29 protein-coding genes are annotated in these 24,671 nt (G+C 37.5%); 15 read left to right on the top strand and 14 right to left on the bottom strand.

From position 1 onward, the window contains the following. Window positions 1–79: 79 nt before the first annotated feature. From BLS02_RS19015 to BLS02_RS14040, 3 genes are all read left to right on the top strand, one after another. Window positions 80–229, top strand: coding sequence for a hypothetical protein (locus tag BLS02_RS19015; RefSeq protein ID WP_175476774.1), 150 nt, complete (start codon window positions 80–82; stop codon window positions 227–229). Next, window positions 230–427 (top strand): DUF3813 family protein, encoded by a 198-nt coding sequence (locus tag BLS02_RS14045; RefSeq protein WP_092493657.1) that lies wholly within the window; start codon window positions 230–232, stop codon window positions 425–427. Window positions 428–602: 175 nt separating this feature from the next. After that, window positions 603–866: a NifU N-terminal domain-containing protein gene (locus BLS02_RS14040; RefSeq protein ID WP_092493656.1), complete on the top strand. Its 264-nt coding sequence runs from the start codon at window positions 603–605 to the stop codon at window positions 864–866. A gap of 66 nt (window positions 867–932) precedes the next feature. Here the strand turns inward: BLS02_RS14040 and BLS02_RS14035 are convergent, their stop codons facing one another. After that, the gene (locus BLS02_RS14035) at window positions 933–1,406 is read right to left on the bottom strand and encodes a hypothetical protein (protein ID WP_092493655.1); all 474 of its coding nucleotides are present in this window, start codon (window positions 1,404–1,406) and stop codon (window positions 933–935) included. A 28-nt stretch (window positions 1,407–1,434) separates the two neighbouring features. Beyond that, the gene (locus BLS02_RS14030; protein ID WP_092493654.1) at window positions 1,435–2,280 is read right to left on the bottom strand and encodes a YitT family protein; all 846 of its coding nucleotides are present in this window, start codon (window positions 2,278–2,280) and stop codon (window positions 1,435–1,437) included. Window positions 2,281–2,416: 136 nt separating this feature from the next. Here BLS02_RS14030 and BLS02_RS14025 point away from each other — a divergent pair, with 136 nt between their 5' ends. The 4 genes from BLS02_RS14025 (at window position 2,417) to BLS02_RS14010 (ending at window position 7,246) form a co-directional block, all read left to right on the top strand. Continuing rightward, complete coding sequence (locus BLS02_RS14025; RefSeq protein WP_092493653.1) at window positions 2,417–3,277, top strand: DegV family protein; 861 nt, start codon at window positions 2,417–2,419, stop codon at window positions 3,275–3,277. 118 nt (window positions 3,278–3,395) lie between these two features. Next, window positions 3,396–5,627, top strand: a complete 2,232-nt coding sequence (locus BLS02_RS14020; protein WP_092493652.1) for a beta-propeller domain-containing protein — start codon at window positions 3,396–3,398, stop codon at window positions 5,625–5,627. A gap of 460 nt (window positions 5,628–6,087) precedes the next feature. Beyond that, window positions 6,088–6,279, top strand: a complete 192-nt coding sequence (gene yppF / locus BLS02_RS14015) for a YppF family protein (protein ID WP_342728881.1) — start codon at window positions 6,088–6,090, stop codon at window positions 6,277–6,279. Window positions 6,280–6,379: 100 nt separating this feature from the next. Next, entirely contained in the window at window positions 6,380–7,246 is an 867-nt protein-coding gene (locus BLS02_RS14010) for an SDR family oxidoreductase (protein ID WP_092493651.1), read from the top strand. A 347-nt stretch (window positions 7,247–7,593) separates the two neighbouring features. Here the strand turns inward: BLS02_RS14010 and BLS02_RS14005 are convergent, their stop codons facing one another. The 4 genes from BLS02_RS14005 to BLS02_RS13990 all read right to left on the bottom strand — a co-directional run bounded on the left by BLS02_RS14005 (window position 7,594) and on the right by BLS02_RS13990 (window position 12,411). After that, window positions 7,594–9,096: an alpha-amylase family glycosyl hydrolase gene (locus tag BLS02_RS14005; RefSeq protein WP_254788777.1), complete on the bottom strand. Its 1,503-nt coding sequence runs from the start codon at window positions 9,094–9,096 to the stop codon at window positions 7,594–7,596. Between the two features lie 259 nt (window positions 9,097–9,355). Continuing rightward, window positions 9,356–10,360: an NAD(P)/FAD-dependent oxidoreductase gene (locus BLS02_RS14000; protein ID WP_092493649.1), complete on the bottom strand. Its 1,005-nt coding sequence runs from the start codon at window positions 10,358–10,360 to the stop codon at window positions 9,356–9,358. Between the two features lie 18 nt (window positions 10,361–10,378). Continuing rightward, entirely contained in the window at window positions 10,379–11,395 is a 1,017-nt protein-coding gene (locus BLS02_RS13995; protein WP_092493648.1) for a FecCD family ABC transporter permease, read from the bottom strand. Continuing rightward, a complete protein-coding gene (locus tag BLS02_RS13990) occupies window positions 11,395–12,411 on the bottom strand; it encodes a FecCD family ABC transporter permease (protein WP_092493647.1) in 1,017 nt (338 codons plus the stop codon). Before BLS02_RS13990 ends, BLS02_RS13995 begins: the two co-directional genes overlap by 1 nt. A gap of 151 nt (window positions 12,412–12,562) precedes the next feature. Between BLS02_RS13990 and BLS02_RS13985 the strand changes: the two genes are divergently transcribed. Further along, window positions 12,563–13,528: an ABC transporter substrate-binding protein gene (locus tag BLS02_RS13985; protein WP_092493646.1), complete on the top strand. Its 966-nt coding sequence runs from the start codon at window positions 12,563–12,565 to the stop codon at window positions 13,526–13,528. 282 nt (window positions 13,529–13,810) lie between these two features. On the opposite strand, the gene BLS02_RS13980 is transcribed toward BLS02_RS13985, so the two are convergent. Next, window positions 13,811–14,176 carry a YisL family protein gene (locus BLS02_RS13980; protein WP_092493645.1) on the bottom strand — a complete coding sequence of 122 codons (366 nt, stop codon included), beginning with the start codon at window positions 14,174–14,176 and terminating at the stop codon, window positions 13,811–13,813. 160 nt (window positions 14,177–14,336) lie between these two features. On the opposite strand from BLS02_RS13980, the gene BLS02_RS13975 reads away from it, so the two are divergent. Continuing rightward, window positions 14,337–15,533: an ornithine--oxo-acid transaminase gene (locus BLS02_RS13975; protein ID WP_092493644.1), complete on the top strand. Its 1,197-nt coding sequence runs from the start codon at window positions 14,337–14,339 to the stop codon at window positions 15,531–15,533. Window positions 15,534–15,655: 122 nt separating this feature from the next. Here the strand turns inward: BLS02_RS13975 and BLS02_RS13970 are convergent, their stop codons facing one another. Then, window positions 15,656–17,164: a nitrate/nitrite transporter gene (locus BLS02_RS13970; RefSeq protein ID WP_439144722.1), complete on the bottom strand. Its 1,509-nt coding sequence runs from the start codon at window positions 17,162–17,164 to the stop codon at window positions 15,656–15,658. A 176-nt stretch (window positions 17,165–17,340) separates the two neighbouring features. Next, window positions 17,341–18,525, bottom strand: coding sequence for a DUF418 domain-containing protein (locus tag BLS02_RS13965; protein ID WP_092493642.1), 1,185 nt, complete (start codon window positions 18,523–18,525; stop codon window positions 17,341–17,343). 260 nt (window positions 18,526–18,785) lie between these two features. Here BLS02_RS13965 and BLS02_RS13960 point away from each other — a divergent pair, with 260 nt between their 5' ends. The 6 genes from BLS02_RS13960 (at window position 18,786) to BLS02_RS13935 (ending at window position 20,671) form a co-directional block, all read left to right on the top strand. Further along, complete coding sequence (locus BLS02_RS13960; protein WP_092493641.1) at window positions 18,786–19,001, top strand: spore germination protein; 216 nt, start codon at window positions 18,786–18,788, stop codon at window positions 18,999–19,001. 13 nt (window positions 19,002–19,014) lie between these two features. Then, window positions 19,015–19,221, top strand: a complete 207-nt coding sequence (locus BLS02_RS13955) for a spore germination protein GerPB (RefSeq protein WP_092493640.1) — start codon at window positions 19,015–19,017, stop codon at window positions 19,219–19,221. 67 nt (window positions 19,222–19,288) lie between these two features. Then, window positions 19,289–19,852, top strand: a complete 564-nt coding sequence (gerPC, locus tag BLS02_RS13950; RefSeq protein ID WP_092493639.1) for a spore germination protein GerPC — start codon at window positions 19,289–19,291, stop codon at window positions 19,850–19,852. Next, window positions 19,833–20,006 carry a spore gernimation protein GerPD gene (locus BLS02_RS13945; protein WP_092493638.1) on the top strand — a complete coding sequence of 58 codons (174 nt, stop codon included), beginning with the start codon at window positions 19,833–19,835 and terminating at the stop codon, window positions 20,004–20,006. Before gerPC ends, BLS02_RS13945 begins: the two co-directional genes overlap by 20 nt. Before the next feature lie 12 nt (window positions 20,007–20,018). Next, window positions 20,019–20,411 carry a spore germination protein GerPE gene (locus BLS02_RS13940; RefSeq protein WP_092493637.1) on the top strand — a complete coding sequence of 131 codons (393 nt, stop codon included), beginning with the start codon at window positions 20,019–20,021 and terminating at the stop codon, window positions 20,409–20,411. A 41-nt stretch (window positions 20,412–20,452) separates the two neighbouring features. Further along, on the top strand, window positions 20,453–20,671 hold the full coding sequence (locus BLS02_RS13935) for a spore germination protein (protein ID WP_092493636.1): 219 nt from the start codon (window positions 20,453–20,455) through the stop codon (window positions 20,669–20,671). A 164-nt stretch (window positions 20,672–20,835) separates the two neighbouring features. Here the strand turns inward: BLS02_RS13935 and BLS02_RS13930 are convergent, their stop codons facing one another. From BLS02_RS13930 to BLS02_RS13910, 5 genes are all read right to left on the bottom strand, one after another. Beyond that, window positions 20,836–21,393: a hypothetical protein gene (locus BLS02_RS13930; protein WP_092493635.1), complete on the bottom strand. Its 558-nt coding sequence runs from the start codon at window positions 21,391–21,393 to the stop codon at window positions 20,836–20,838. 3 nt (window positions 21,394–21,396) lie between these two features. Further along, a complete protein-coding gene (locus BLS02_RS13925; RefSeq protein ID WP_092493634.1) occupies window positions 21,397–22,032 on the bottom strand; it encodes an SCO family protein in 636 nt (211 codons plus the stop codon). Window positions 22,033–22,209: 177 nt separating this feature from the next. Continuing rightward, window positions 22,210–23,889: a cbb3-type cytochrome c oxidase subunit I gene (locus tag BLS02_RS13920; RefSeq protein WP_092493633.1), complete on the bottom strand. Its 1,680-nt coding sequence runs from the start codon at window positions 23,887–23,889 to the stop codon at window positions 22,210–22,212. 15 nt (window positions 23,890–23,904) lie between these two features. Continuing rightward, complete coding sequence (locus tag BLS02_RS13915; RefSeq protein WP_092493632.1) at window positions 23,905–24,366, bottom strand: cytochrome c oxidase subunit II; 462 nt, start codon at window positions 24,364–24,366, stop codon at window positions 23,905–23,907. 12 nt (window positions 24,367–24,378) lie between these two features. Then, window positions 24,379–24,522 (bottom strand): cytochrome c oxidase subunit 2A, encoded by a 144-nt coding sequence (locus BLS02_RS13910; RefSeq protein WP_092493631.1) that lies wholly within the window; start codon window positions 24,520–24,522, stop codon window positions 24,379–24,381. Between the last annotated feature and the right edge of the window lie 149 nt (window positions 24,523–24,671).

Below are 24,671 nucleotides of genomic sequence, written 5' to 3'. Positions count from 1 at the left end.
GTTGACTTCCGGAATAGATAAACTTTACCAATCACTTTTCGCAAGTGTTTGCAACTGTTTTTCTAAGGAGGAATCACCGATGGGGAAACGTAACAAATCAAGGCGATTCAGTCAACACAGTGCTGATTCTGTTAAAAAACATGATGAACGATTTCCTTACCGATCACGATTCAGCGATGTTGAACGGAAACGTGAGGAAGCGGACAGCCACACAGTAGGAGGGTTTTAGATGGAAAATAATTTATTTCAACAAGCTAAAACTGCCGTTAACCGCATAACGAATGCTCAAGGAGGAGCAGCAAACCAAAAGGATAAACAGGCTGCACAAAACGCCATACAGTCAGCTAAAGCCGAAAGTTCTCCTGAAGAGCAACAGCAACTACAGCAACTTGAGCAGCAATTACGTCAACACAACCAATTAAGTTAACCTCCATTAAATGTGCGTTACTGATTTTCAAATCATTTTTCTGATGACAAGGGATTATAACGTGCAAAATAAACACCCTTACCACATTTTAATGGTAAGGGTGTTTTCCTTTTGTCCCGATTGATTTTCTGCTAAAATAAAATTAAGTAGGTATTATCTAGGGAGGTAATTAACAATGGGAGTTAGAGCTGAAGCTACACCTAATCCAAATGCACTAAAATTTACAACGGACAAACTTATATTTCAAGGAGACAGTAGTATTTCTGTAATGCCTGGAGATACAAGTGAGCATGAGATACTAAATGATATGATGAAACTTGACGGTGTTGATAATGTTTTTGGATACCAAAACTTTATTACGATAAATAAAATGTTTGATGCAGAATGGGATCAACTTGAAACAAAAGTTAAAGAAGTATTTGAAAAACACGGATATTAAATTACATAAGTAATATGTAAACAAAGAGAGGTACAAATCAAAATTATGATATGTACCTCTAATTTTTTACTGATTTTGTAGATTTCTTAAATCGACTGGAAGATAATTTTTATTTACCATTGTTCCATCTTCTTTTTTATCATACAACGTAATAACTGGCATTACTTGTGCTTCTCTTACCTTTTGGGTAAGTTCTAATTCAAGCTGAAAACTACCCCAGCCTTGATCATTTTTTTCTAGGTCAACAGCAGTTTCCTTCACGATTACTGAATCCCCCTGCTCAAATTTATAGAAGAATGTATTGTCCATAGCTTTGGCTTCACCCGAAACCCTAATAGTACTTTCTTGAATATTCATTTCAACATTCCTAAATTGAACCGCTGCACTTCCCTCTGTTTCTGCACTCTTCTCACCGTTTGATTCTGAGTCATTCTCTTCTTCGCTATTCTCATTAGCAGATTCGGAGCTAGTTCCTTCTTCACTGCTGCAAGCCGCCACCAGAGCAAATGCGCAGAGTAATGTGATGATAAACTTTTTCATTTTTAACTACCCCTTGTAATGTACCGTTTTAATTGTCACGTCTGAAGAAACCAAATATGCCTGTTGTTTGAACTATATTAGTAAATGCATTCGGATCAACTTCACCAATTATTCGTTCCAGATCATATAACTCATACCGCGTTACAACAAGGTACATCATATTTTTGTCTTCTTTCGTGTATGCCCCTTTAGCTGGAATTATTGTAATTCCACGGACCATAGTATCATGTATCGCTTTTTGCAATTCATCTGCCTTAAGTGTAATAATCATTGCTGTCACTTTCTCATGACGGGTATGGATCGCATCAATTACACGTGTTGTAACATAGAGTGTTAACAATGTATAAAGTGCGTTTTCAGGTTCATAAAGGAACCCAGCCATTGCGATGATTATTCCATTTAACAACAGAAAATAAGTTCCGATTGGTCTATCTTTCATACGGGATAAAACCATCGCTACAATGTCCATACCACCTGTGGAAGCACCAAGCTTTAATGTAATTCCAACACCTGTTCCAGCTAAAACCCCGCCGAAAACAGCATTAAGTATAATATCTTCTGAAAAAATTACAATAGGCAACAGCTCTAAAAATACTGTCGTAAAAACAACAGAAATAACACTATATACGGTAAATCCTTTACCAACTTTATACCAGCCTAATATGGCAACTGGAATATTTAATATGAATAATAGAATACCTGTACTAACACCGATTCCCAGGAAATCATTGAATACACTGGAAATAAGCTGTGCAACACCTGTAAAGCCACTTGCGTAAACATTTGCTCCAATTAAGAAGAAGTTTAGTGACATAGCATTCAGCATTGCTCCGAATATTACAATTATAATACGTCTTGCTTCAAATAAAAACATAGCTACCTCCCTCTTGTGAGCTTCGATTAATTTTATCATTATTTTTACATTTCTTACAAATATACTTTGACTATCTTTCCATATAGTTTTAAACTTAAGTATATACAAGTACTTTATATGAATGAAGGTGATTATAATGAGTATTAAAATTCTAGCAGACTCAGCATGTGATCTCTCAAAAGAACATTATAACGAATATGACATCGAAATGGTATCATTAACGGTCCATTTAGACGAGAATGAATTTGCAGATGGTAGAGAAATAAAGCCTAAAGCAATCTATGATGCTATGCGAGAAGAAAAGAGTCCCAAGACATCTCAAGTTGCTCCACAATCCTTTAAAACTATTTTCACATCGTATGCAGAATCAAATCAGCCATTAATCTACCTGGCATTATCATCAGAGTTATCCGGTACATACCAAACAGCAAAGATGATGGAACAGGAAGTTAAAGAAACATACCCTGACGCATCTATTCATGTTATTGATACGAAATGTGTATCAATCGGACTTGGACTAATCGTCCTCCGTGCTGCCGAACTTGCTAAAGATGGCGCAAGTGTTGATGAAATCATCGAAACAGCTACATATCATGCAGAACATATGGAACATATTTTTACTGTTGATGATTTGGAATACCTCTATCGTGGTGGTCGTGTAAGTAAGACAGCGGCATTTGTTGGTACGCTCCTAAAAATAAAACCAATTCTGCATGTCGAGAACGGAAAGCTTGTCCCTCTCGAAAAAATAAGAGGCTCAAAAAAGTTATTAAACCGTATGCTTGAAATTATGGAGGAACGCGGAACTGACTTCACAAACCAAACGATTGGCATCAGTCATGGCGACGACTTGGAGACAGCCGAAAAATATGCTGAAATGTTTAAAGATAAATTTGGCGCTCACGATATTGTAATTGAAATGGTCGGTTCAGCTATTGGATCTCACGCGGGACCAGGAACGATCGCAATTTTCTTCTTAAATAAAGAATATAAGTAATTATAGATACTGATCCAATTAGTCTGGGTCAGTATTTTTTGTAATAATCTTGTAACATTATTCCCCTTCTGTCGTCTAACAAATTAAAGACGCAAAAAAATATAGAGGTGACTAAATTATGAAAAAGAAAATCTGGTGGATAATTGGAACAAGTTTTATTGTTATTATTTCAGTGGCGTTTATCTTCTTTTCCAACACAATAACAGCAAACATTCCTTCCAAATCAAGTTACGCACCTACATTCAAAGATTGGACTATTCATTTTTCCAAAAAGATGAATCCCGATACGTTTACAAGCGAAACTGTAACAGTCAAGAACAACAACAACGAACAAGTTGATGTTTCATTTAAATGGAATGAAGATAATACGGTATTGACACTACAAGCACCTAATGACGGGTATAACATTGACCATACGTATATGATAACCGTTTCTGCTGAAGTTGAAACAGTTGCAGGTAGTCAATTGGACAATACATTTACGCACTCTTTCACAGCTGTAGCAAGAATACCAAACATAAAAGACAATGAACAACTAATGACATTACTTAACGAACGAATGGAACAACGAAAAGAAATGACTGTACAGCAAAATGATAGCTCAACAGAAGAAAGTTCTAGTGGTGATGCAGCAATGGACACAGCAAGCAGTGGTGAAAAAGCCTCTACAACAAATGTTCAAGTTGATGGTATTGATGAAGGTGATATTATCAAAACCGATGGCGAATTTGTGTATTTTGCTAGAGAATCTGACGTTGTGATAACCAATGCTAATAAAGATAATAGTAACGTATTAAGCACGATTTCCCAGGAAAGCTTTCGTCCAGCTGAACTTTATTTACACAAAGATAAACTGATCATGATTGGACATAAATCGGAGCCTATCCGAGAACAACAATCAGCCAAATCTGGTAGCGTAGAACGCTTTCCTCTGCACCGTATGCAAACTTCAGTGCTAATTTACGATGTTTCTGACAAAAACAACCCAAAGGAAGTTCGGGAAATATCATTTGAAGGATCTCTTACAGCTTCGCGATTGATGGATGGACATATGTATTTAATTGCAAATCAGCATCCCCCATATCGTATTCTTGAAGAGGAGTCTATAGATACTGATGTAAGACCATTTGTTAAGGATACTGCTGTTAGTAACGAAGTAAAGCCATTGGATTATGATTCCATGTACTTTTTCCCTGAAAGTGAGGATGAGAATTTCTTGCTGTTAGGTTCAATTGACTTAGACAATATGGATAAAAAAATATCTATGGAATCCTACCTTGGTGCCTCCAATCAAATGTATATGTCCAAAGAAAATATCTATATTGCAGTAAATAAATATAATTACCAGGAAAAAGATGAAAACGATGCTGGTGAAAGTACAACTGATATTGCTATTGCAAGACCGCCGGCAAATACAGAAATCAATCAATTTAAAATCGATAGCGGAAAAATAACGTATAATGCTTCTACGGTTGTTAATGGTACACTAATTAATCAGTTTGCCATGGATGAACGTAACAAAACATTTCGTGTGGCAACAACAAAGGGAGATATGTGGAATGAAAAAGAACCTTCTACCAATAACCTGTATACATTCGATTTACAGATGAACCCGATTGGAAAACTAGAAGGTTTAGCCAAGGACGAACGAATCTATAGCGTCAGATTCATGGAAGAAGTTGCGTACATGGTAACATTTAAACAGGTTGATCCACTTTTTGTTATCGATTTAAAGAATCCAGAAAAACCTGCTGTTCTCGGCAAATTAAAGATCCCTGGATTCAGCAACTACTTGCACCCCTTAGATGATAACCATGTAATTGGTTTCGGTCAAAACACAAAGTTAGTTGAAACCAAGGATGAACGTGAGCCGCGAGTCAGAATTAACGGACTGAAAATATCAGTATTTGATGTGGCTGATCCAACAAATCCAAAAGAGGAATTTAGTGAGATTATCGGTCAGGGACACTCCTATACGGAACTCAACCATAATCATAATGCTTTATACAAGCATCCAGAGGATAATATTTTTGGCTTCCCAGCAACATTGTTTGAAACTAAAACAGTTCATAAAGGTGATGCAACGTATGAAGAACAGTCACTAGTTTACGAAGGTGCCTTTTTATACAACATTACACCTGAAAATGGAATTAATGTAAAAGATACCATTACACATCAGCAGAAAATGGAACAAATGCAGCATCCAAAATGGGAATCTGAAATCAAACGGATGGTATCTGTTGGGAACACATTATACACATTCTCCCTAAGCCAAATGAAAGTTTATGATATGTCAGAAGAGTATGTTACACAAACAGTCGAATTACCAGAACTGAAAGAAAGATATTAACAATTAGTAACGATATTTGGGGCTCCCTTTAATTTAGGGCGCCCTTTTTGTTTAACCTCCTTCCTGTCTTTAGCAAAACCGCTTAAATTTTCCTATTTTGTAGTTGATATAAAATGCGACATAGATACGATTAGAAGTATTTAGTGAGAATCTCTAACCACGCAGCTTGAATATACTCGCTTTCCGTGGGCTTACCACGAGCCCGCGGAAAGCGTAGTGTATTTCCGAAGCGTCATAATAGCACTCAAATTTTTTAAAAAGTACGTCGCATTTTATATCAAATATGTACCGTTAATCCTAAGCCAACTCAAGTAGTGTATCTTCAGGCTTTCTTATTCCCTCAAAGTTTATGCGTTCATTTTACGCTGCGCAAGTTGAGTTAATTAGCATTATACAAAAGCCTCCAGCATATATTTCTGATAGGACAACCTTAAGCGAAATCTTTTGATGGAGGGTTTATATGAGTATGAGTATATTTGAACTAATAACGATTTTTGAAACGGATCGAAATCAGCCACCTGAATCAATTAACGCTCTTTTGGATTTCTATCAGCAAAAATACATCAACTGTGAAATTGACATAAATGAGTATCGAAAAATCTATTACTATTTGCATAGACAAGGCGCTATCTCAGCTCATGAGTATGCTTAATAGAAACAATTAGTCCTCCAGAAGAGGGATTTTTTATGATTTAAATTATTAATCTCGGGGAATGGATAAAACATCAATTAACATTCCAGGAGGAGATAATATGGATAAAAATAATAAAAGGAAAACACCACCACCCCAACATCAATCTAAGCAACCTGGCGTGGAGTCGAAAATGCATCCTGAGCCGGAATATATTAGTAAAGACTATAAACCGAGCAACAAATTAAAAAGCAAAGTTGCCATTGTTACTGGTGGTGACAGTGGAATTGGACGCGCAATCAGTATTCATTTTGCAAAAGAAGGTGCAGACATCGCGATAGTCTATCTTAATGAACATGAAGACGCAAAAGAAACACAGCGATTAGTTGAACTGGAAGGTCAGAAATGCTTGTTGATTAATGGTGATATTGGCAACCAGCCATTTTGCGAAGCGGCAGTCACAGAAGTACTTGAGACGTTTTCAAAAATAGATATTCTTGTAAACAATGCAGCTGAACAACATCCGCAAGATGCATTCTCAAACATCTCAAGTGAACAGCTTGAACAAACGTTTCGAACAAATGTTTTCGGAACATTTTATATGACGAAAGCAGCATTACAAAATATGCGTCAAGGTAGTATAATTATCAACACTTCATCGATCACAGCCTATCAAGGAAGTGAAGATCTTATTGATTATTCAGCTACAAAAGGCGCTATTACTTCATTTACGCGCTCATTGTCACAATCATTAGTGGATAAAGGCATACGAGTAAATGCAGTTGCACCAGGACCAATTTGGACTCCGCTAATTCCTTCAACCTTTAGCGCAGGAAAAGTTGATACCTTTGGTGGAAATACGCCGATGAAGCGCCCTGGAGAGCCAAAGGAATTAGCACCAGCATATGTTTATCTAGCAAGTGATGATGCAAGCTATGTGACAGGACAAGTTATTCATATAAATGGCGGAATGATTGTTAACGGGTAGAGTAATTGGTTATTCGGAACGAGCAAATTAAACATACGGATTAAGCAAAAATAGCAGTTAGAGGTCATAGAAGCCGCTATTTCTATAAAAACAGTGCTTTTACGTGGGTATGCGGACACAAAAGACCTTATTTGACATATACCTGAGTAAAACAGGGATAATTCTGCGATATAAGGTCGCTGATGTCCGCTAAAGTTTTTTAGCATTCCTACTCAGGTTAATTTTCAGTTTGCCATTTTTCATAGTTGATGGTGGCTGAGCACACGGCAGCCATGTGGTTTTTTAATCCCTAAAAAACTGACCATCAATTAACATACAAAATTGATGGTCATTCCAATCTGAATTACTTACGCTTCAGCTTCTTCTCTTTTTTTCTGTTTTCTGCTTAATAGGATGACACCCAAGACGAATAAAAGAAAAATACCTATAACCGTTCCAATAAATGTCCAATTTAGTCCAGTATCATTCTGTTCGATGTAAACTTCTGCGGTTTCACGTGCAAGACCAATTTTAAATTCACCTTTTTCATTTTCCCGTACAAGATTATCTCCAAGCAGACCTTTCAATTGCATACTAGAGTCAATTCCATCAATTGAAATAGCTTGTGACTCCGTATCATTATTGATAGCGATATAGACCGTTTTACCTTCATATGAACGTTTCATCAGGCTCATGGCACCACTTGAACCTAATAGCTCATAGTCTCCCTTTTGGAGGGGAGGAAACTGAGAGCGAAGTGCTGAAACTCTATTGATGAACTCTGATAAATCTTCATCTCCACTATTAAATTGGACCATCTCCTGACTATCTGGAAACGCCCCACCACCCATCGGAATCTCAGATCCTTGATAAATCATTGGAGTTCCTGGAGCAGTGTATAAATAAGTTAAAGCTAATTTCCATGTCGTTAATGGATTCCGGGCATTTTTCAGCAGCTTTTGCGTAAAGCGTTCAGTGTATTTGTTATCCAAGTAGGTTAGGTCCTCACTTTTGCCACTGGCTACCCAAGCATCATAAAGGTTTGAAACAGGCTCTCCTGCACTTGCAAAGGTTTCTGTTATCGGTTGATATAACGGATGATTCTCCACCATATCAATTTGTGTATTCTCTTTTATATCACCTGTATATTCCTCGCCGCTTAAAATATCCCCAAGCATATAGAAATTCGGGTTTTGTTCATTAATGTGAGCAGTCAATTCTTTTAAAAATGACTCATTGGTATAATCAGCTGCATGAAATTTATATCCATCAATATTTGCTTCCTCAATCCAGTAATCTGCAGCATCCATTAGGAATTTTTGTACTTCTGGGTTTGACTGATCAAGTACAACAGCTTGATCAAGCCATTGGTATGACTGAACATTATTATTTTCTTTCAGCCAGTCACTTTTACTTGAATCCTCTGTCATGGGATGTGTCACTGACACGTAGTTTGTTACAAACTCCATTACTACTTTAATGTCACGTTCATGGGCTTCTTTTACTAGTTTTTTCAAATCTTCCATTGTACCAAACTGGTCATCAACTTTATAAAAGTCTTCAATCCAATAACCATGATACCCACCAGGTGCGTTTTCCATAATCGGAGACAATACAATCGTGGTATACCCTAAATCTTTTAAGGATCCAAGTTTATCAGTTACTCCTTGTAAATCTCCACCATGATAAGCAAGGGGATCATCCAAATTAACCTGTTCCCCCGCTAAAGTATCACCGTTATTGAAGCGATCAACTAATAGATTATAAATAATTTCACTATGTATGGTTTCTTTTTCTGCTGCACCAGCCGGGTTAGTTATTCCGAGCGAAAAAGAAATTATTATAAGTGTTAATAGTAAGTGTTTCATCATTGTACTCCTTTTAGAAAACTTGGCCGATTGTTAAAGGGATTCTTATGAAAGTGTATTTCACCTAACTGCTTAGAAAACTTGGCTTAACGCCAAGCCTTTATATAGATAAGCCTTAGTTGCACTTATGCAGTAAGAAAGGATTTATACTTTCTTATCTGCCAGAAAAATAATAGTTAATACCTCCCTATTATTAACCTTTTTCAAAAATAGTCAATGAATACTGTGAGATTGTCGAAAATCCTTCATATTTTAAAAAATACTATTCCGAAAAATCATAGGTTGTAGAAAATAAGTGAGATAGTTCTTCCTCTGGGTGTATATGCAATTTCGCACTATTTACAGCAATTGGTCCTTCATTAAATCCACCAGCAATTAGTTGAAGTTTGTGTTGATAATTGGCTATATCACCAACTGCGAACATACCTGGGATTGAAGTCGCCATTTCCCCATTCACTTTAATGGTGCCACCTTCCATATCCATTCCCCAGTCTGCAATAGGTCCAAGGTCTATTTCAAATCCATGATTTACGATCAATGCATCGATTTCAAGCTCCTCTACTTCATTTGTTTGCAGGTTTTTAACGAATGCACTTGAAATTTGTCCCCCGTCCCCTACTAAGCTATCAACGAAATAAGGAGTCTTAACATCCACGGATGAGTTCTTCATCTTTGTAATATTACTTTCTATTCCACTAAAAGCTTTTTTGCGGTAAACCAATGTGACCTGATCTGCTACAGATTCCAATTCGTTTGCCCAGTCGACCGCGGAATTTCCTCCGCCAGACAGGAGTACACGTTTTCCACGATAACTTTCCAGGCGCTTTATCGTATAATTAAGGCTCTTTTCTTCGAATTGACTTGCATTCGGCAATTCCAATTTCGTTGATTTAAGCGTCCCAAAGCCTGTTGCTACGATAATCGTTCGTGTATAGTGTTTAGCACCATTATCACTAGTTAGGATAAACGTTCCATCATGAAGTTTTTCTACATGTAGGCATTGTTCTCCTAAAACAACAGTCGGATTGAATGTCATCGCCTGTTCAATCAATTGATCGGTCAACTTTTCACCGGAAATGCTCGCTATACCTCCAATATCCCTTATTACCTTTTCAGGATAAAAATATGGAACTTTTCCACCTAAAAATGGCAGGTATTCAATTATTTTGGTTTTCATCTCACGCATGCCGCTATAAAAGGCAGTGAATAGGCCCACGGGTCCTCCGCCAATAATCGTAACGTCATAAACTTCATGTTGTTCGGTCATAAAAAAAACCTCCACGGCTTATTTGGTTTTAACTAAAAGATATACAAAATAAGGTGTACTAAGGACAGCCACAACAACTCCGGCAGGTATTTCTGTTGGCGTTAATAAATTCTTGCCAATTGTATCTGAAACCATTAACAGAAGTGCACCAATTAACGTTGAAATTGGAATAATATATTGATGCAACGGACCAATTATCCTTCGTGCAATATGTGGTACGACTAGTCCCAGAAAAGCAATTGCACCACCAGCAGCAACACTAGCTCCCGCTAACGCAACTGCGATAAGAAGCAGCAGACGTCTATCCCCTTCAACTTTAGACCCCAACCCAGCAGCAACATCATCGCCGAGGTTTAAGACATTCAGTACGTTTGCCTTGTGAAGTGCATATGGAACGAGTATAAGAATCCATGGCAGCAAAGCTAATACAAATGACCAATTGGCGCTCCATATATCACCGGAAAGCCAAACGGTTGCCTGTCTGAAGTCCTGCGGGTTCATTTTTAGCTGAAAAATAATTAACGCTGCACTGAATCCTGCATTAACACCTATTCCCACAAGCACCAGCCGTATTGGGTTGACACCATTTTTCCATGCTAATGTATATACTAGAAATGCTGCAAATAAAGCTCCAACTAACGCAAATAGTGGCATTATAAAAATAGATAACGTTGTATTCAATGAATCCTGTATAAAAAATATAAATAATACGACCGCAAGACCTGCCCCAGTATTAATTCCCAAAATACCAGGGTCAGCCAGATCATTTTGGGTGACTCCCTGCAGAATTACTCCGGATACCGCAAGACCTGAGCCAATCAGTAAAGCTAATATAATCCCTGGTAAGCGAAAGTCAAATAACACCAATCCTTGTCTTTCCGTCCCTTGCCCAGTTAGCGTTTTTATTACATCTAATGGCGCTATATTGATAACACCAGTACTAAGGCTGATAAAGAACATGGTGATAATTAATACGATGAATAACGCTATAATACCAATAAATCGACCTGTTTTCTTTTGATAAATCGGGTTCATTATTTGCCACCCCCACTACTGCCGCGAGCTAGATATAAAAAGAATGGTACACCAATTAGCGATGTTATCGCACCAACCGGCGTTTCATATGGAGCATTTATCAGCCGTGAGACAATGTCGGATAAAACCAGCAGAAGTGCACCAAATAATGCTGATGAAGGAATAATCCAGCGATAATCCGTACCCATGATAAAACGGGACATATGAGGGATTATCAGGCCCATAAAACCAATGGCACCTGCAACAGAGACTGCTGCTCCAGTTAAAATCAGTACTGTCAGAATACCGAGCACTTTAATCACCAAATTATTTTGCCCAAGCCCTACCGCAATATCTTCACCAAGGTTTAGTACTGTAATTGATTTCGCTATCATAAAAGCAATAAATATTCCGATCGCACCGGATATCAGCAAAATCTGAATAGAGCTCCAATTTGTTCCTGCCAGTCCCCCAGCAAGCCAAAAACCTAATTGCTTTTCAAGCTGAAAATGTAGTGCAATTATAGTCGAAACCGAGCTTAATAGTGTCCCAATTGCAACACCAGCTAACGCAAGTTTAACCGGGGTCAAGCCACCCGTTGAAAAAGAACCGACCATAAAGACCAGTACAACTGCAACACCAGCACCAGCAAACGAAGCAAGTGTTAAACCAAGACCAGAGACACCCGGAATAAATGCCATTGTCAGAACAAGAGCGAATGCAGCTCCATTTGTAACACCCATGATTGAAGGTGATGCTAACGGATTACGGGTCATACCCTGCATGACAGCACCTGATACAGCTAAAAATGCACCAACAAGTGCTGCAGCAATTGCCCGCGGAAGCCTCAATTCCTGGATTACCTGATGTGATGTTATATCTCTATCAAAGTTACTAATCGCCCGCCAAACAGTTGATAGATTTATATCTACCGCCCCATAGGCAATTGATAGTCCCATTGCAAGTAATAATGCTATTATGGTTAAAATATTGATTATTATTTTTAAAAATGACGAATGCTGAATAGTAGATAACATGATTTTCTCCTGCACTTACAAATTATTTCCTAATGTAAAAGTATAAGCCTTCAAACTTCCCACTGCAATGACAAAATTCAATTGACATTGCAGTTGAAAATGATTATCATTACCATTAGGAATTTATTATAACATAAGAGGAGACTTACATATGTTTAAAATTAAAAAATCCCGTTTTTTATTAATGAGTTTAGCTTTGTTGCTAACATTAATCATTTCGGCATGTGGTGATGATAGTTCAGATTCCAGTTCAGATGCCGGCGATCAAGATAGTGAACAGAAGTCCGAGGTAACATTAGACAGTAAAATGGGAGAAGTTACACTCCCAACTGATGCTGAACGGATTATTGCTCCCTTTCATGAAGACGCATTACTCGCACTTGGAGTTACCCCAGTTGCTAAATGGGCAATTGGACAAAGCGTCCAGAATTACTTGGAATATGAATTAAAGGACCTTCCAAAAATCGAATGGAATCTTCCACTTGAACAAGTACTAAATCAGAACCCTGATTTAATCATACTGGAACATGGTATCGACAGTTATGAAGGATCATATGAAGATTATCAAAAAATCGCCCCAACTTTTGTCATGAAAGAAGAAACAACAAACAACTGGCGTAAGCAAATAGAAACTTTTGGTAAAATTCTTGAAAAAGAAGAAAAAGCCGATGAAGCCATAAATCAGTATAAAGAAAAAGTTGCAAATGCAAAAGAAACATTAAGTGGTGCAATAGGCGACGAAACTGTTGCAGCAATTTGGGCAACAGGGAATCAGTTTTTTGTATTTGAAGAAAACCGCCATAGCGCAGAAGTGCTTTATTCGGAATTAGGGATTAATTCACCCGAACTCATCAAGAATCTTGGAGAAGCCCAAGCACAATGGAATCCACTTTCACTTGAGAAGCTTTCCGAATTAAAAGCTGATCATGTTTTCCTGCTCGCATCAGAGGGTGAACAAGGAATCGATACATTGAAAAACAGTGATGTCTGGCAAAGTACTCCAGCAGCCAAAAATGGTAATGTATATATTTTGAATGACCCAAGTAACTGGACTAATAAAGGGTTAATCGCTTCCGAAAAAACAATCGATGACGTACTTAAAGCGTTAACGAAATAACTATTCACCAATACAATCGAATCTCAAGAGCAAAAAGTGTCATTATTTATTAAATTAAATATGACACTTTTTTGCGTTGGCATTCGATTATAGTTATGAACAATCCATAAGTCTGTAAAAATGTGACAAATTGAGCGAGAATATTGTGAACTTGAGCCGACTTTGTGACAGTTTGAGCCGGATATTGTGAACTTTGAGCTGATTTTGTGACAGTTTGAGCCAAATGGCTAAAAATCCATTAAAAAAGGACCTTTCCTCACTTGAAAAGTCCTTTTTAATCACCTATGGTAAAAAACCAAATCCTAATCGTCCAAAACCTAGAATTAGTGTGAGAATAATTGCAATTGCCAGCTGAATCCACCAGCTTTTCGTTGCTTCTTCTCTTCCCATTTTCAAGCTGATCATTTCCATGGCAAAGATAGCCCATATTCCTGCAAGGCCTTTAAAGATGGCTTCTCCCATTTGCGGACCGCTGAAATATGCTGCAAGCAGCGTACCACCGGAATACAATATTAATAAATAGTCCAGACGCAGTATCATTTGTACTATTTTTGCACCTTTTGCCTTGCCTGATTTATGTAGCACTACTACTACAATAAATAGAATAACTGCCAAGACCCATGCAGTGACGTGTAAATGTGTATTCATTTATGTTCCTCCTATGCGTTAAGACATAATAAAACTATCATATCATGTACCACTAAGAAATTCATTTGAAAATTATTTGAACATCCCAAACTGGAAGTAAAATAGATTAAAAACTGTTATACTATAATTTGTAAAGCAGATTTAAAATCGGAGGGATAGTATGGTACAAAACAGTCAGCAAATTATTGATCAGACTCAGGAATATGGGGCTAAAAATTATCATCCGCTTCCTGTTGTCATATCCAAAGCAGAGGGTGTTTGGGTTGAAGATCCAGAAGGTAATCGCTACATGGATATGCTTAGTGCCTATTCAGCAGTAAACCAAGGTCATCGTCACCCGAAAATCATTGATGCATTAAAAAAACAAGCAGATCAAGTAACACTAACCTCACGAGCTTTTCACAATGATCAATTAGGTCCATGGTATGAAAAGATTTGCAAATTAACCAACAAAGAAATGACTCTCCCAATGAATACTGGGGCTGAAGCTGTCGAGACAGCTATTAAAACAGCACGTCGTTGGGCGTATGATGTAAAAAATGTTCCTGAGGGACAAGCAGAAATAATTGCATGTGAAGGAAACTTCCACGGTCGTACGATGGCAGCAGTTTCGTTATCTTCCGATGCAGAAAACAAGCGTGGTTTTGGACCAATGCTTCCAGGAATAAAAGTCATTCCATATGGGGATATTGACGCTTTAAAGGCAGCTATTAACGAAAATACTGCAGGCTTCTTATTCGAGCCAATCCAAGGTGAAGCTGGTATTGTCATGCCACCAGAAGGATTCCTTAAAGAAGCATATGATGTATGCTCAGAAAACAATGTATTATATATTGCTGATGAAATTCAGGCTGGTTTAGGTCGAACTGGAAAAATGTTCGCCTGTGACTGGGAGAATGTGTCACCAGATATTCTCATTTTAGGAAAAGCGCTAGGTGGTGGTGTATTCCCTATCTCATGTGTCGTTGCCAACAAAAACATTCTTGGCGTATTCAATCCGGGGTCACATGGCTCTACATTTGGCGGAAATCCACTGGCATGTGCGGTCTCAGTTGCGTCACTCGAAGTACTGGAAGAAGAGAAATTGGCTGACCGGTCATTGGAACTTGGTAATTATATGATGGATGAGCTTAAAAGCATTGATAATCCGATGATCAAGGAAGTGCGAGGCAAAGGCCTGTTTATAGGAGTTGAACTGAATGAGGCTGCCCGTCCATACTGCGAGGCATTAAAAGAGAGAGGCCTTCTATGTAAAGAAACACACGAAAATGTAATTCGATTCGCTCCTCCACTTATCATTGAAAAAGATGATTTGAAATGGGCAGTGAACCATATTAAAGATGTTTTAAAAGGCTAGTAATTAAGTAAAGCTTGGATAGTAAGACTATCCAAGCTTTATTTTTAATTTATGTCTTTTTTCTAAAAAATTTATATATCTAAATGTGATCATTAAAAAGCCACAGAACTTATGAAAAGAACTTAATTTACAGATGGCTCCTCATTTGAGATATCACTAAAAATACCAACATATTTAATGATTTCTCCTTCATCACCTTCAATTGCGCTTATAGTCAGCCATTCATGATAGACTTCACCATTTTTTCGTTTATTCCAAATATCACCCTGCCAATAATGTTTTTTATCCAACTCATCCCACATGGATTGGTAAAAATCAGCTGTATGATAACCGGAACTTAATATTTTTGTCTTTTCTCCTAAAGCTTCCTCTGCTGTATACCCAGTTACTTCAGTAAAAGCCTTATTTACGTTTGTAATATATCCATTTGTATCTGTGACCATAACACCTTGACCTGTGTTCTCCACAATTTGATTGGAAAGATTAAGCTTGTCTGTATAATACATCCAAATGACAATAATTAAACTTGCTAACGCAAACTGCGATAAAGCCATAAATCCAATTGCATAGTGACCTGTCAGACTGAAAACAGTTGACAATATTAGTGGCGGGAAGAAGCCTCCTAAGCCACCCATTGCTGCAACAATACCATTTACTATACCACCCTGTTTTGAGAAGTAAAAAGGAACTAGCTTAAAAATAGTCCCATTCCCAATCCCAGAACAAATCGCAACGGTTAATGTACCGACCGTATACAATGTGATCGTTGGAGAAAATGATAGCAAAACCCCGGACAATGTTAACCCAGTAAACACAAGTATTAAGATTTTAAAGGGATCAAACTTATCCCCAAGCCAACCACCGAGGGGACGAATTAATGTACATAGTGCGATAAAACCAGCTGTCCGTAACCCAGCATCAACTTCTGTCAAATTAAATTCTGATACTAAGAAATTTGGAAGATAAACTGTAAATGCTACAAACGAACCAAAAGTCAGAAAGTAAAATAGACTTAGAAACCAAAGCTTTTGATTAAGATAAACTGCTTTAATTTGATCCTTCAATGGCGTCGATACCTTTGGTTCTTTGCGGTCACCGAAGATAAAGTTTAATATCGCGAACAATATTAGCGGTATAATTAATAATCGCACAGTTACTTCCCAGCCAAATTGTCCCGCAATTATCGGTGCCCCAAAAGCAGTTAACGCTGTACCAATATTACCGACACCATAGATTCCATTTACGAAGCCATGGCGTTCTTTTGGATAATACTTAGGAAGTGATGTTACACCAGTAGAGAATATCGCTCCACCGACACCAATAAACAAGCCAGCAATAATTAAGCCGATAAATGAATTAGCTATACTAATATAATATACTGGAAATATTAAAAAGATAAGACTAATTAAAAATATCCACCTGGCTCCAAAGCGATTTGTCCAATACCCGATAGGCACACGTAAAATAGATCCTAAGATAACAGGGACTGCTGTTACCCAAGAAACTTGTCCCATTGTTAGATTGATGTCCTCTTTAATAAATGGCATTAATGATGATAATATTACCCATACCATAAATCCAACAACTAAACTTAATGTCTGAAGGGGTAATTGTAATTTCTGTTTATTCAATATAACTACTCCTTTCATTGCCAAATCCTATTGCCTTTAAGACGTTCAACAAGTTAAATATGTAAAAGCATTTTGTCTAGTATAACGTAAACACATCTTCTTTTATACCATTATACTATGACATTATTATGGCGGTTTCGCTTGATAAAAAACTGCCACACTATTGTTGTTTCACACTAAGAATTTCTCCGTTTCACTTTTCGTAATGACTGTTTTTCTTTGTAGGTAAGACTTCGCCAGAGCCATTCAAGCGGTCCGAAACGATATCTTGCCAGCCACCATTTACTGCAGACAATTTGCAGACTAAAGACAACCACAACAATTCCCATGGCAACGATTGGCCTTACCGAACCATATAACCCAAAACCTGCTCCATAAAACAATATAAAACATATAATAGATTGGGTAATATAATTTGTTAAGGACATTCTGCCAACATATGTGAGCGGTTTTAATATTAATTTTCCAAAACTGCTTCTGCTTAACAAAGTTATTGAAAATAAGTAGAATAATGCGGATCCAGTCCCGCCAACATTATCCTGAATATACGAGAACCAAGTCGGATTTCCATATAAATATGGACCCATTTTTAGTGCTGCAAAGAACAGGAAGCTAATAAACCATACTATAAGCACTGTTTGTTTGTGTTCGTCGGGCTTGTGCAACCACCTTTTTCTCGCAATAAACATACCGAATAAAAACAAAGGTAATAATGTTGTTGCTAACAGCAAACTTGAGAATAAACTATTCGAATAAAGCCAATCGCTAGCGTTTTGAGATAAAATTACTGCCAGATCACTGCTACTATAGTTTTCCTTCACAAGGGAAATTTTCGAAGTGTTATAACCGTCTAGAAATGCCCTTGCATCAAATAACATTTTAGAAAAGTAAGTAACGCTCAATCCTAGCATCAGTATTCCCCATACCAATAGAGTTTTACTTTTGCGGTTCACAAATGCCACTAAAAACAGACCAACAACTCCGTATGATAATAAAATATCACCATGCCAGATTAAAAATGCATGTATCAAACCGAAACAAATTAATATAAGTAACCTTCGAAATAAGAGTGGATAGACATTGATATTTTTTTCTACCAGACGTTCTTTTAAAACCTGAAAACCGAAACCAAACAAAAGTGAGAAGAGTGTATAAAAGCTGGCCTGAAAGAAAATATCAATAACTACTTGTGTAGATTGATCGACAGTGGATGTCCATGCATCCTCCTCCCCACCATACATGAAATATGGTGCAGAGAAAGCTCCAATGTTGACAACGAAAATACCTAAAATAGCAAAACCGCGAGCGGCATCAATCCACGTCAATCGTTTAGATTCCTGCAATGGCGAAGCAACATTCATTCGTTTCACTACCTTTCTTATAGAACTTGGCATTCGTTAAAGGGAACCTTATTTGCTTTTTTTAGAACCCTTATACTTCGGAATGCAAGCCTTAGTATAAATAAGCCTTAGTTGCACTTATGCAGTAAGAAAGGATTTATACTATCTTAACTGCAATAAATAGTTTGTTTCTACTATTCTATAAATTAATAATAACTTCTTTTTGCTGCTTCAACAAATTTTCACCTTGAACATAAACTAAACCTGAAGGAGGATTTATCATGCCAGCAAAAGTCGGCGCAGTCAAAGTAATTAATATAGGCTCGTCCAGCATCTTTAACATTGGAGATGTGTATTCAATGAGTCCTGAAAGCACTGCAAAAACATATGCTGGTGGGGGTTCCTTTAATACAGGAGATGGCACCCATATACGGCTAAAAGAATCAAATACGTATGTACGGGATTCAGATGTAGCGGATCAGAATATAGATAAATAATGGAGTGTATACCATGAATTTTACTATTCACCAATCTATAAGTATTCATATGTTAAAAATAGGCGCGATCACAAATTCTTCAGTTGTACAAATTGGGAGTACTGGAAGTATTCAGGCACAATCGGATATTTATAATACAGGGGAGTATGAAGAAGCTGCGGAGCCGGCTGAACCTGTTGGTGATTCTTCAATCATTCGGTTGCAACAGCCTGGACAGTAGCACATATTCGCCTTTTATGCATATGTTACTATAGGTATTTGCCTAGTTGTAAGGAGGGCACACTCTTATGAATAGCTGGAACAATTATATGTATAACCTACTGCAGCGCATCGAAGAACAGGACAGAAAAATAAGGTCACTGGAATCAAGAGTCGAGAAGTTTGAACAAAAAGAATCGAACCAAAATAACATCGAAAAAATTGAATATCACTTTGACCAGCTGAAAATAGAGAATCTTGATGGAACTCTCCACATTGGTTTATCACCAAATGATCTTAAAGATATAGAAGATCTCTCTGTTCCACCTGGCAAAACACCAGTCAAACAACAATTATTATCTGACTTAAATAGGTATTTGAAAGAACATGGATCAAACCTAATCCGTAATATAGCTGACCAGAATCATTTTTCAATCGATAATACTGATCCATCAATACTTATCGAGGATATGGCCAAACAGCTACCCGAACGAATCACGTTTTATGAGGAAGAATCTAAACGTAAAAATCAGAACCTTTCAGAAGATCAAAGGAAGCAATTTATTATGGAGCAAATTAAACATGAAATTCATCATTCGCTAACAACATATATGGAAAGGAATGATTCAGAAAATGAATATGGAAGTTCATAATTGGGGCTTACAAGTCGGAAATGTCCAAATAGATGCGATCACATCTTCGTCTGTGTTTTTAGTAGGAGACAGTGAAGATATAATCCTCTCATCATTCTTCGATACTCCGCCAGAAGCAACTATGATTGGTTCCATCGTTCCACTATCAGGATGAGGGGTTTTATTGATGCAAAAGCGAACAGCATCCGTTAGGCGTATCAGAGTTCATGGTCTAACATACAGCGGCATTTTTAATATTGGCGATACATTAAATGCCCGTCCGAAATCAAGGGGAATTGCAATTCAAAAAGAAGGTGCAACATTTGCAAATGATGAGGGGCTGTATTTTAATAGATTTTCATTATTTCAACGGGACGCAAACTGGCCGATTAATGCCACAGAAGTCCAAAAAAATACACTAAATCATTCTAATGTAATAAAAATAGGAAACATATCTATCCTCGGAGTGAGTCAATCATCTATTTTGCATATTGGCAACCTTAATGAATTATCTGCCGAAGCAAGGGTGAAACACTTTCGTCAGTATACCACCGGCACGGATAACAACATGACGTCATAAACTATGTGTATCCTGAAATATAAATTCTGGAGGAGTTCTTCATGCCATCAATTGTTGGACCAATAAAGATAAATAGTGTGGGTGGTGGCGTCATAAATTTTGGTGATTCCTTTTATCTAGCCCCTAAAAGCACTTCCAAAACAAACACAGGTGCAGGATCACAAAACACCGGAGATTTTATTTGTACCAATAGTGGTTTAAGTTCCACCAACCCATTTGACCCTGATGTGAACGATCAGAATTTAACAGCAAATGCTTAGTATTTAAAAGAACTGTCCAATTGATGTGACAGTTCTTTTGGCTATTTGGCCCAATTTTCTGTATCTGATTGAAGTTATTCATATTTGGCTGAAATCCCAATACGACATGATGCTCAACCTCAACGCTGCCAACAAAAGCGCTCTACGACAAGGCACTTTTCTTCCTATTCAAATTCTGATTGATCAATGAATAATAATTGCAATACATATATGAGTAAAAATGCTGCAAATGCAAGTGAACCCCAGCCAAGTGTCTTCTGCTCCACTTCCAAGTAGTTATTGCATATCTGACTATCCGCCCCAATATATAGCCACGCCATTAGTCCAAACATGATAACAAAGAATACATAAGTAATATTTCTGCCAATTTTCCCAAGTTTTATCCAGCTATCACGTAGAGGAATCCCCGCTAAAAATGGCAAACTGATAAATTTAAGTACCTCTACCATTTGAATTGTAACAGCCTCATCCATTGAACGTGGGATCATCCAGTAAATCCAAATAACAATGAATAATAGAATTCCAGGTACACCGTTACCATTCCATTTTTCAAAAAACCCCGGAAACTTCATCTGAAAAAATCGTGCCATTAGAAATCCAGATATCACCAGGAGTGGCATTTGCATATGCATGTGCACAATCATAATCGATTCTAGTAAATTAGCTACAGGTGGAAGAATTAGAAAGACGTACAGCATTAAACCATAGATTGCTTGTTTCATCGTCTATTCCCCCTCTTCACTGTCAAGAATATTTACAACAGTATCAGCAGCTTCATCAATTTTGGTGAAGTCCATCACTTGCTGCAAATGGCCAGTTTTTCCAATAAAATAGAAAGCACTATTATGTGTGAAGTCTCCATTACCATCAGGGATAACTATTACGCCCAGTTTTTCGAGTAGCGTGTCTAGTTCGGACTGGTCGTTTATTCTTGCCATACGCCACGTTTCTCCATCACTTCCAAAATAGGATCTGTATTTGGTTAAGGTTGCTGGGTCATCTCTGGTTGGATCAAAACTTATACTTAGAAAGACGATGTCCTCACCAATATATTTACTCGGAATTTGATCATAGACATCGGCCATGTTCATCTCTAGCTGTGGACATACAGTTGTACAACTTGTATACATAAATGTTAGAAATACGTATTTTCCTTCTGCAAATTCGTCAAAAGTATATGTTCGCGCGTGACTGTCCTCCAAAGTTACAGAAGGAAATTCAGGCTTATTTTGTAATACTTCATACGTTCTAGCACTTTCTGCTGTAAATGCACGGAATCCATCAGTTCCAATATAAAATAAACCAATTCCAAATATGATTACGAGAATGATAGCTATTAAATTATGTCTGTCTTTGATCATAACCGATCACTTCCCAAGTTTGTAATTTATCATTAGTTTTACTTTAGAAAACTTGGCATTCGCCAAGTTCTTAGGCGAATTGCCTTAGTTGCACTTATGCAGTAAGAAAGAATTTATTCTTTCTTATTGCTTAAAAAGATAGCCCTGAACAGGACTATCTCTTAAATTTTATTTCAACTACCATGTTCTGATTGGTGGTGATCCGGGACCACCATTGACTATAAAGTCTACAATCGGTACAACGTAGGCCATAGCTACAACCATAAGCATTAAGATAATCCAAATGCTCCAGCGTTCAGTCCATAGTGGTGTAGGTCCTTCACTCTCCTCAGCTTCACCAAGAGGGAATTCTGTTTCACCTTTTGGAGCGAAAAACATCATATTGAATACTGCATAAACTTGTATAATTACACCTAAAAGCAGTAATGTTCCTCCGAACGCCATAACATACTCGTAAGGCACCCAGCTTAATGCTATTTCATGATCCCCATACGTTGTGAAAGATGTCCGTCTCGGATCACCCAACAGCCCTACTAAATGCTGTGAACCTGACATGAAGATCATTCCGACTGTCCAAATAATTGTCTGGATAACACCAAGTCTATTCATTTGAGGGGTTAGCTTACGCTTGGATAAGTACGGGACAAGCCAATAAGTAATCCCAAAGAATGTTAAGACAACTGTTACACCTACAGTTATATGGAAGTGCCCAACAACCCACATCGTGTTGTGAATTACCTGGTTCATTTGGTTACTTGTATTGACAATTCCACCAGCACCACCAGGGATAAAAGCAATCATAGCAATCATAGGGGCTAAGAAACGCACATCTCCCCATGGAAGTTTTGTGAACCAGCCTAATAGTCCTTTACCACCGCGTTTTCTGCCAGCTCTTTCAAACATAGCGAATATGGCGAACGCAGTCATTAATGAAGGGAATGCGATTGATGTACTCATAAACACATGTAAAAATTTAACTGATTCTGAAATTCCTGGGTCAATAATTTGATGGTGAAAACCACCAGGAATGTTTAAAATAACTAATAATATTACAACAACTCGAGCAAGTTTATCACTAAACACTTTTCCGCCGATAATCTTTGGTATTGCTACATACCATGCAGAGATTGCTACAATATACCAAATATTAACCAATGTATGTCCGAAACTCCAAAATAGTGTTCGGGCAACCATAACGTTAACTGTTTCTTTCCAGCCCAATGACCAAGGAATAAGCGTTAATACTTCTATTGTTACACCAATACTTCCAAAGAACCAAAGTATGAATACACCCATTGCGAAGAAAGCATACAGCGGCGTTACTTGACCACGATGATTTTTTCTCCAATGATTGTAATTGATGAATGCTCCAAAACTACATGACCATATACCTAGAACAACAAATACTAATCCAATATAAAAGATAGGTGATGCAGCAAGTGGTGGATAAAACGTATATAAAACGGACGCTTCATTCATTAAAATTGTTATTACTACTAGTACTACTCCTAACAGCATCAACCCTAGTCCAACCCAAGCCATTTTCCTTACTTTTGGAAGAAGTCCTCCTAATGTATGGGATAGAACTGCATATAAATAACCAATTGTGAATGTAGCTGTAAAAACTAGAATTAATAAAATACCGTGTGCAGTTAACACTTGGTAATAGTTTAACCATGCTGGCAATTCCAGAAGACCGGCCCTCTGAAGCCCTTGTACTAATCCTAAAATTCCGCCAATAAGTAATGTAATAAAGGCTACTGATAAATATGATTTCGATATTTTAGCATCCAAAGGATTAACGCCTAATCCTTTATTCGCCTTCTCGCGAAATGTTTCTTTTATTGATTGTTCCATTTGACTTTACCTCCTTTACTTCACCGTGATTGTCGTGGACATAAGCTGATGCCCCGCACCGCAATATTCATTACATAACACTAGATACTCGCCTGGCTCATCAAATGTGTGTGTAATTTCTTGGATGTGACCTGGCATTACCATTGCATTAATGTTTGTTCCAGCAACTTGAAAGCCATGAACAACATCTTTGGAAGTCATTGTAAATGTTACTTCTGCCCCAGCTGGAACTTCAATATCGCTGGGAGTAAAGCCAAACGCTTGTAAGGTCATAACAACTTCATATTCGTTTTCCCCCACCTTTTTCACGCCAGGATTATCAAATGGAGCAGTTTGATCTACTTGCTCAGGATCAATATTTTCTTTATTACTTGGTGGCCCCATACCTAACGCGAATGTTTGATAACCTACTATAACCATAAATAAAATTAAAATTCCGGCACTTAATCCAAGCCAAATTTCTTCTAAGCGATGCATATCCTTTCCCTCCTATACTCTGGACATATATAACCAAAAGACTCCTACCCACATAACAACGATGACTCCTAACACAAATAACACGGAAACCATTGTACCTTTTAATGATTTTTCTTCTTTATTTTCGACTGGAGTACTCGTTTTTGCTGCTTCCATCACAAATCCCCTCCTTGTAAACTATCTTTCTACTACATCTTATTTTTTTAAGGGGTTTTGCGAAGTGAACTAAATCACACGAATACGTGATTTTAATTACAGGGGGAATCCCAGTGATCATTTATAAAGAATTCCAAAAAAAATAAAGA

This window comes from Virgibacillus salinus (genome assembly GCF_900102415.1).
GTDB classification, from domain to species: Bacteria; Bacillota; Bacilli; order Bacillales; family Amphibacillaceae; genus Lentibacillus; species Lentibacillus subterraneus.
The sequence above is the reverse complement of the archived record's forward strand: the minus strand, read 5'-3'. Positions and strand labels throughout refer to the sequence as shown.

Excerpts from the sequence above, each read along its gene's own strand:
- BLS02_RS19015 (WP_175476774.1), top strand. The coding sequence starts at position 80 with ATGGGGAAACGTAACAAATCAAGGCGATTCAGTCAACACAGTGCTGAT.
- BLS02_RS14045 (WP_092493657.1), top strand. The coding sequence starts at position 230 with ATGGAAAATAATTTATTTCAACAAGCTAAAACTGCCGTTAACCGCATA.
- BLS02_RS14040 (WP_092493656.1), top strand. The coding sequence starts at position 603 with ATGGGAGTTAGAGCTGAAGCTACACCTAATCCAAATGCACTAAAATTT.
- BLS02_RS14035 (WP_092493655.1), bottom strand. The coding sequence starts at position 1,406 with ATGAAAAAGTTTATCATCACATTACTCTGCGCATTTGCTCTGGTGGCG.
- BLS02_RS14030 (WP_092493654.1), bottom strand. The coding sequence starts at position 2,280 with ATGTTTTTATTTGAAGCAAGACGTATTATAATTGTAATATTCGGAGCA.
- BLS02_RS14025 (WP_092493653.1), top strand. The coding sequence starts at position 2,417 with ATGAGTATTAAAATTCTAGCAGACTCAGCATGTGATCTCTCAAAAGAA.
- BLS02_RS14020 (WP_092493652.1), top strand. The coding sequence starts at position 3,396 with ATGAAAAAGAAAATCTGGTGGATAATTGGAACAAGTTTTATTGTTATT.
- yppF (WP_342728881.1), top strand. The coding sequence starts at position 6,088 with ATGAGTATGAGTATATTTGAACTAATAACGATTTTTGAAACGGATCGA.
- BLS02_RS14010 (WP_092493651.1), top strand. The coding sequence starts at position 6,380 with ATGGATAAAAATAATAAAAGGAAAACACCACCACCCCAACATCAATCT.
- BLS02_RS14005 (WP_254788777.1), bottom strand. The coding sequence starts at position 9,096 with ATGATGAAACACTTACTATTAACACTTATAATAATTTCTTTTTCGCTC.
- BLS02_RS14000 (WP_092493649.1), bottom strand. The coding sequence starts at position 10,360 with ATGACCGAACAACATGAAGTTTATGACGTTACGATTATTGGCGGAGGA.
- BLS02_RS13995 (WP_092493648.1), bottom strand. The coding sequence starts at position 11,395 with ATGAACCCGATTTATCAAAAGAAAACAGGTCGATTTATTGGTATTATA.
- BLS02_RS13990 (WP_092493647.1), bottom strand. The coding sequence starts at position 12,411 with ATGTTATCTACTATTCAGCATTCGTCATTTTTAAAAATAATAATCAAT.
- BLS02_RS13985 (WP_092493646.1), top strand. The coding sequence starts at position 12,563 with ATGTTTAAAATTAAAAAATCCCGTTTTTTATTAATGAGTTTAGCTTTG.
- BLS02_RS13980 (WP_092493645.1), bottom strand. The coding sequence starts at position 14,176 with ATGAATACACATTTACACGTCACTGCATGGGTCTTGGCAGTTATTCTA.
- BLS02_RS13975 (WP_092493644.1), top strand. The coding sequence starts at position 14,337 with ATGGTACAAAACAGTCAGCAAATTATTGATCAGACTCAGGAATATGGG.
- BLS02_RS13965 (WP_092493642.1), bottom strand. The coding sequence starts at position 18,525 with ATGAATGTTGCTTCGCCATTGCAGGAATCTAAACGATTGACGTGGATT.
- BLS02_RS13960 (WP_092493641.1), top strand. The coding sequence starts at position 18,786 with ATGCCAGCAAAAGTCGGCGCAGTCAAAGTAATTAATATAGGCTCGTCC.
- BLS02_RS13955 (WP_092493640.1), top strand. The coding sequence starts at position 19,015 with ATGAATTTTACTATTCACCAATCTATAAGTATTCATATGTTAAAAATA.
- gerPC (WP_092493639.1), top strand. The coding sequence starts at position 19,289 with ATGAATAGCTGGAACAATTATATGTATAACCTACTGCAGCGCATCGAA.
- BLS02_RS13945 (WP_092493638.1), top strand. The coding sequence starts at position 19,833 with ATGAATATGGAAGTTCATAATTGGGGCTTACAAGTCGGAAATGTCCAA.
- BLS02_RS13940 (WP_092493637.1), top strand. The coding sequence starts at position 20,019 with ATGCAAAAGCGAACAGCATCCGTTAGGCGTATCAGAGTTCATGGTCTA.
- BLS02_RS13935 (WP_092493636.1), top strand. The coding sequence starts at position 20,453 with ATGCCATCAATTGTTGGACCAATAAAGATAAATAGTGTGGGTGGTGGC.
- BLS02_RS13930 (WP_092493635.1), bottom strand. The coding sequence starts at position 21,393 with ATGAAACAAGCAATCTATGGTTTAATGCTGTACGTCTTTCTAATTCTT.
- BLS02_RS13925 (WP_092493634.1), bottom strand. The coding sequence starts at position 22,032 with ATGATCAAAGACAGACATAATTTAATAGCTATCATTCTCGTAATCATA.
- BLS02_RS13920 (WP_092493633.1), bottom strand. The coding sequence starts at position 23,889 with ATGGAACAATCAATAAAAGAAACATTTCGCGAGAAGGCGAATAAAGGA.
- BLS02_RS13915 (WP_092493632.1), bottom strand. The coding sequence starts at position 24,366 with ATGCATCGCTTAGAAGAAATTTGGCTTGGATTAAGTGCCGGAATTTTA.
- BLS02_RS13910 (WP_092493631.1), bottom strand. The coding sequence starts at position 24,522 with ATGGAAGCAGCAAAAACGAGTACTCCAGTCGAAAATAAAGAAGAAAAA.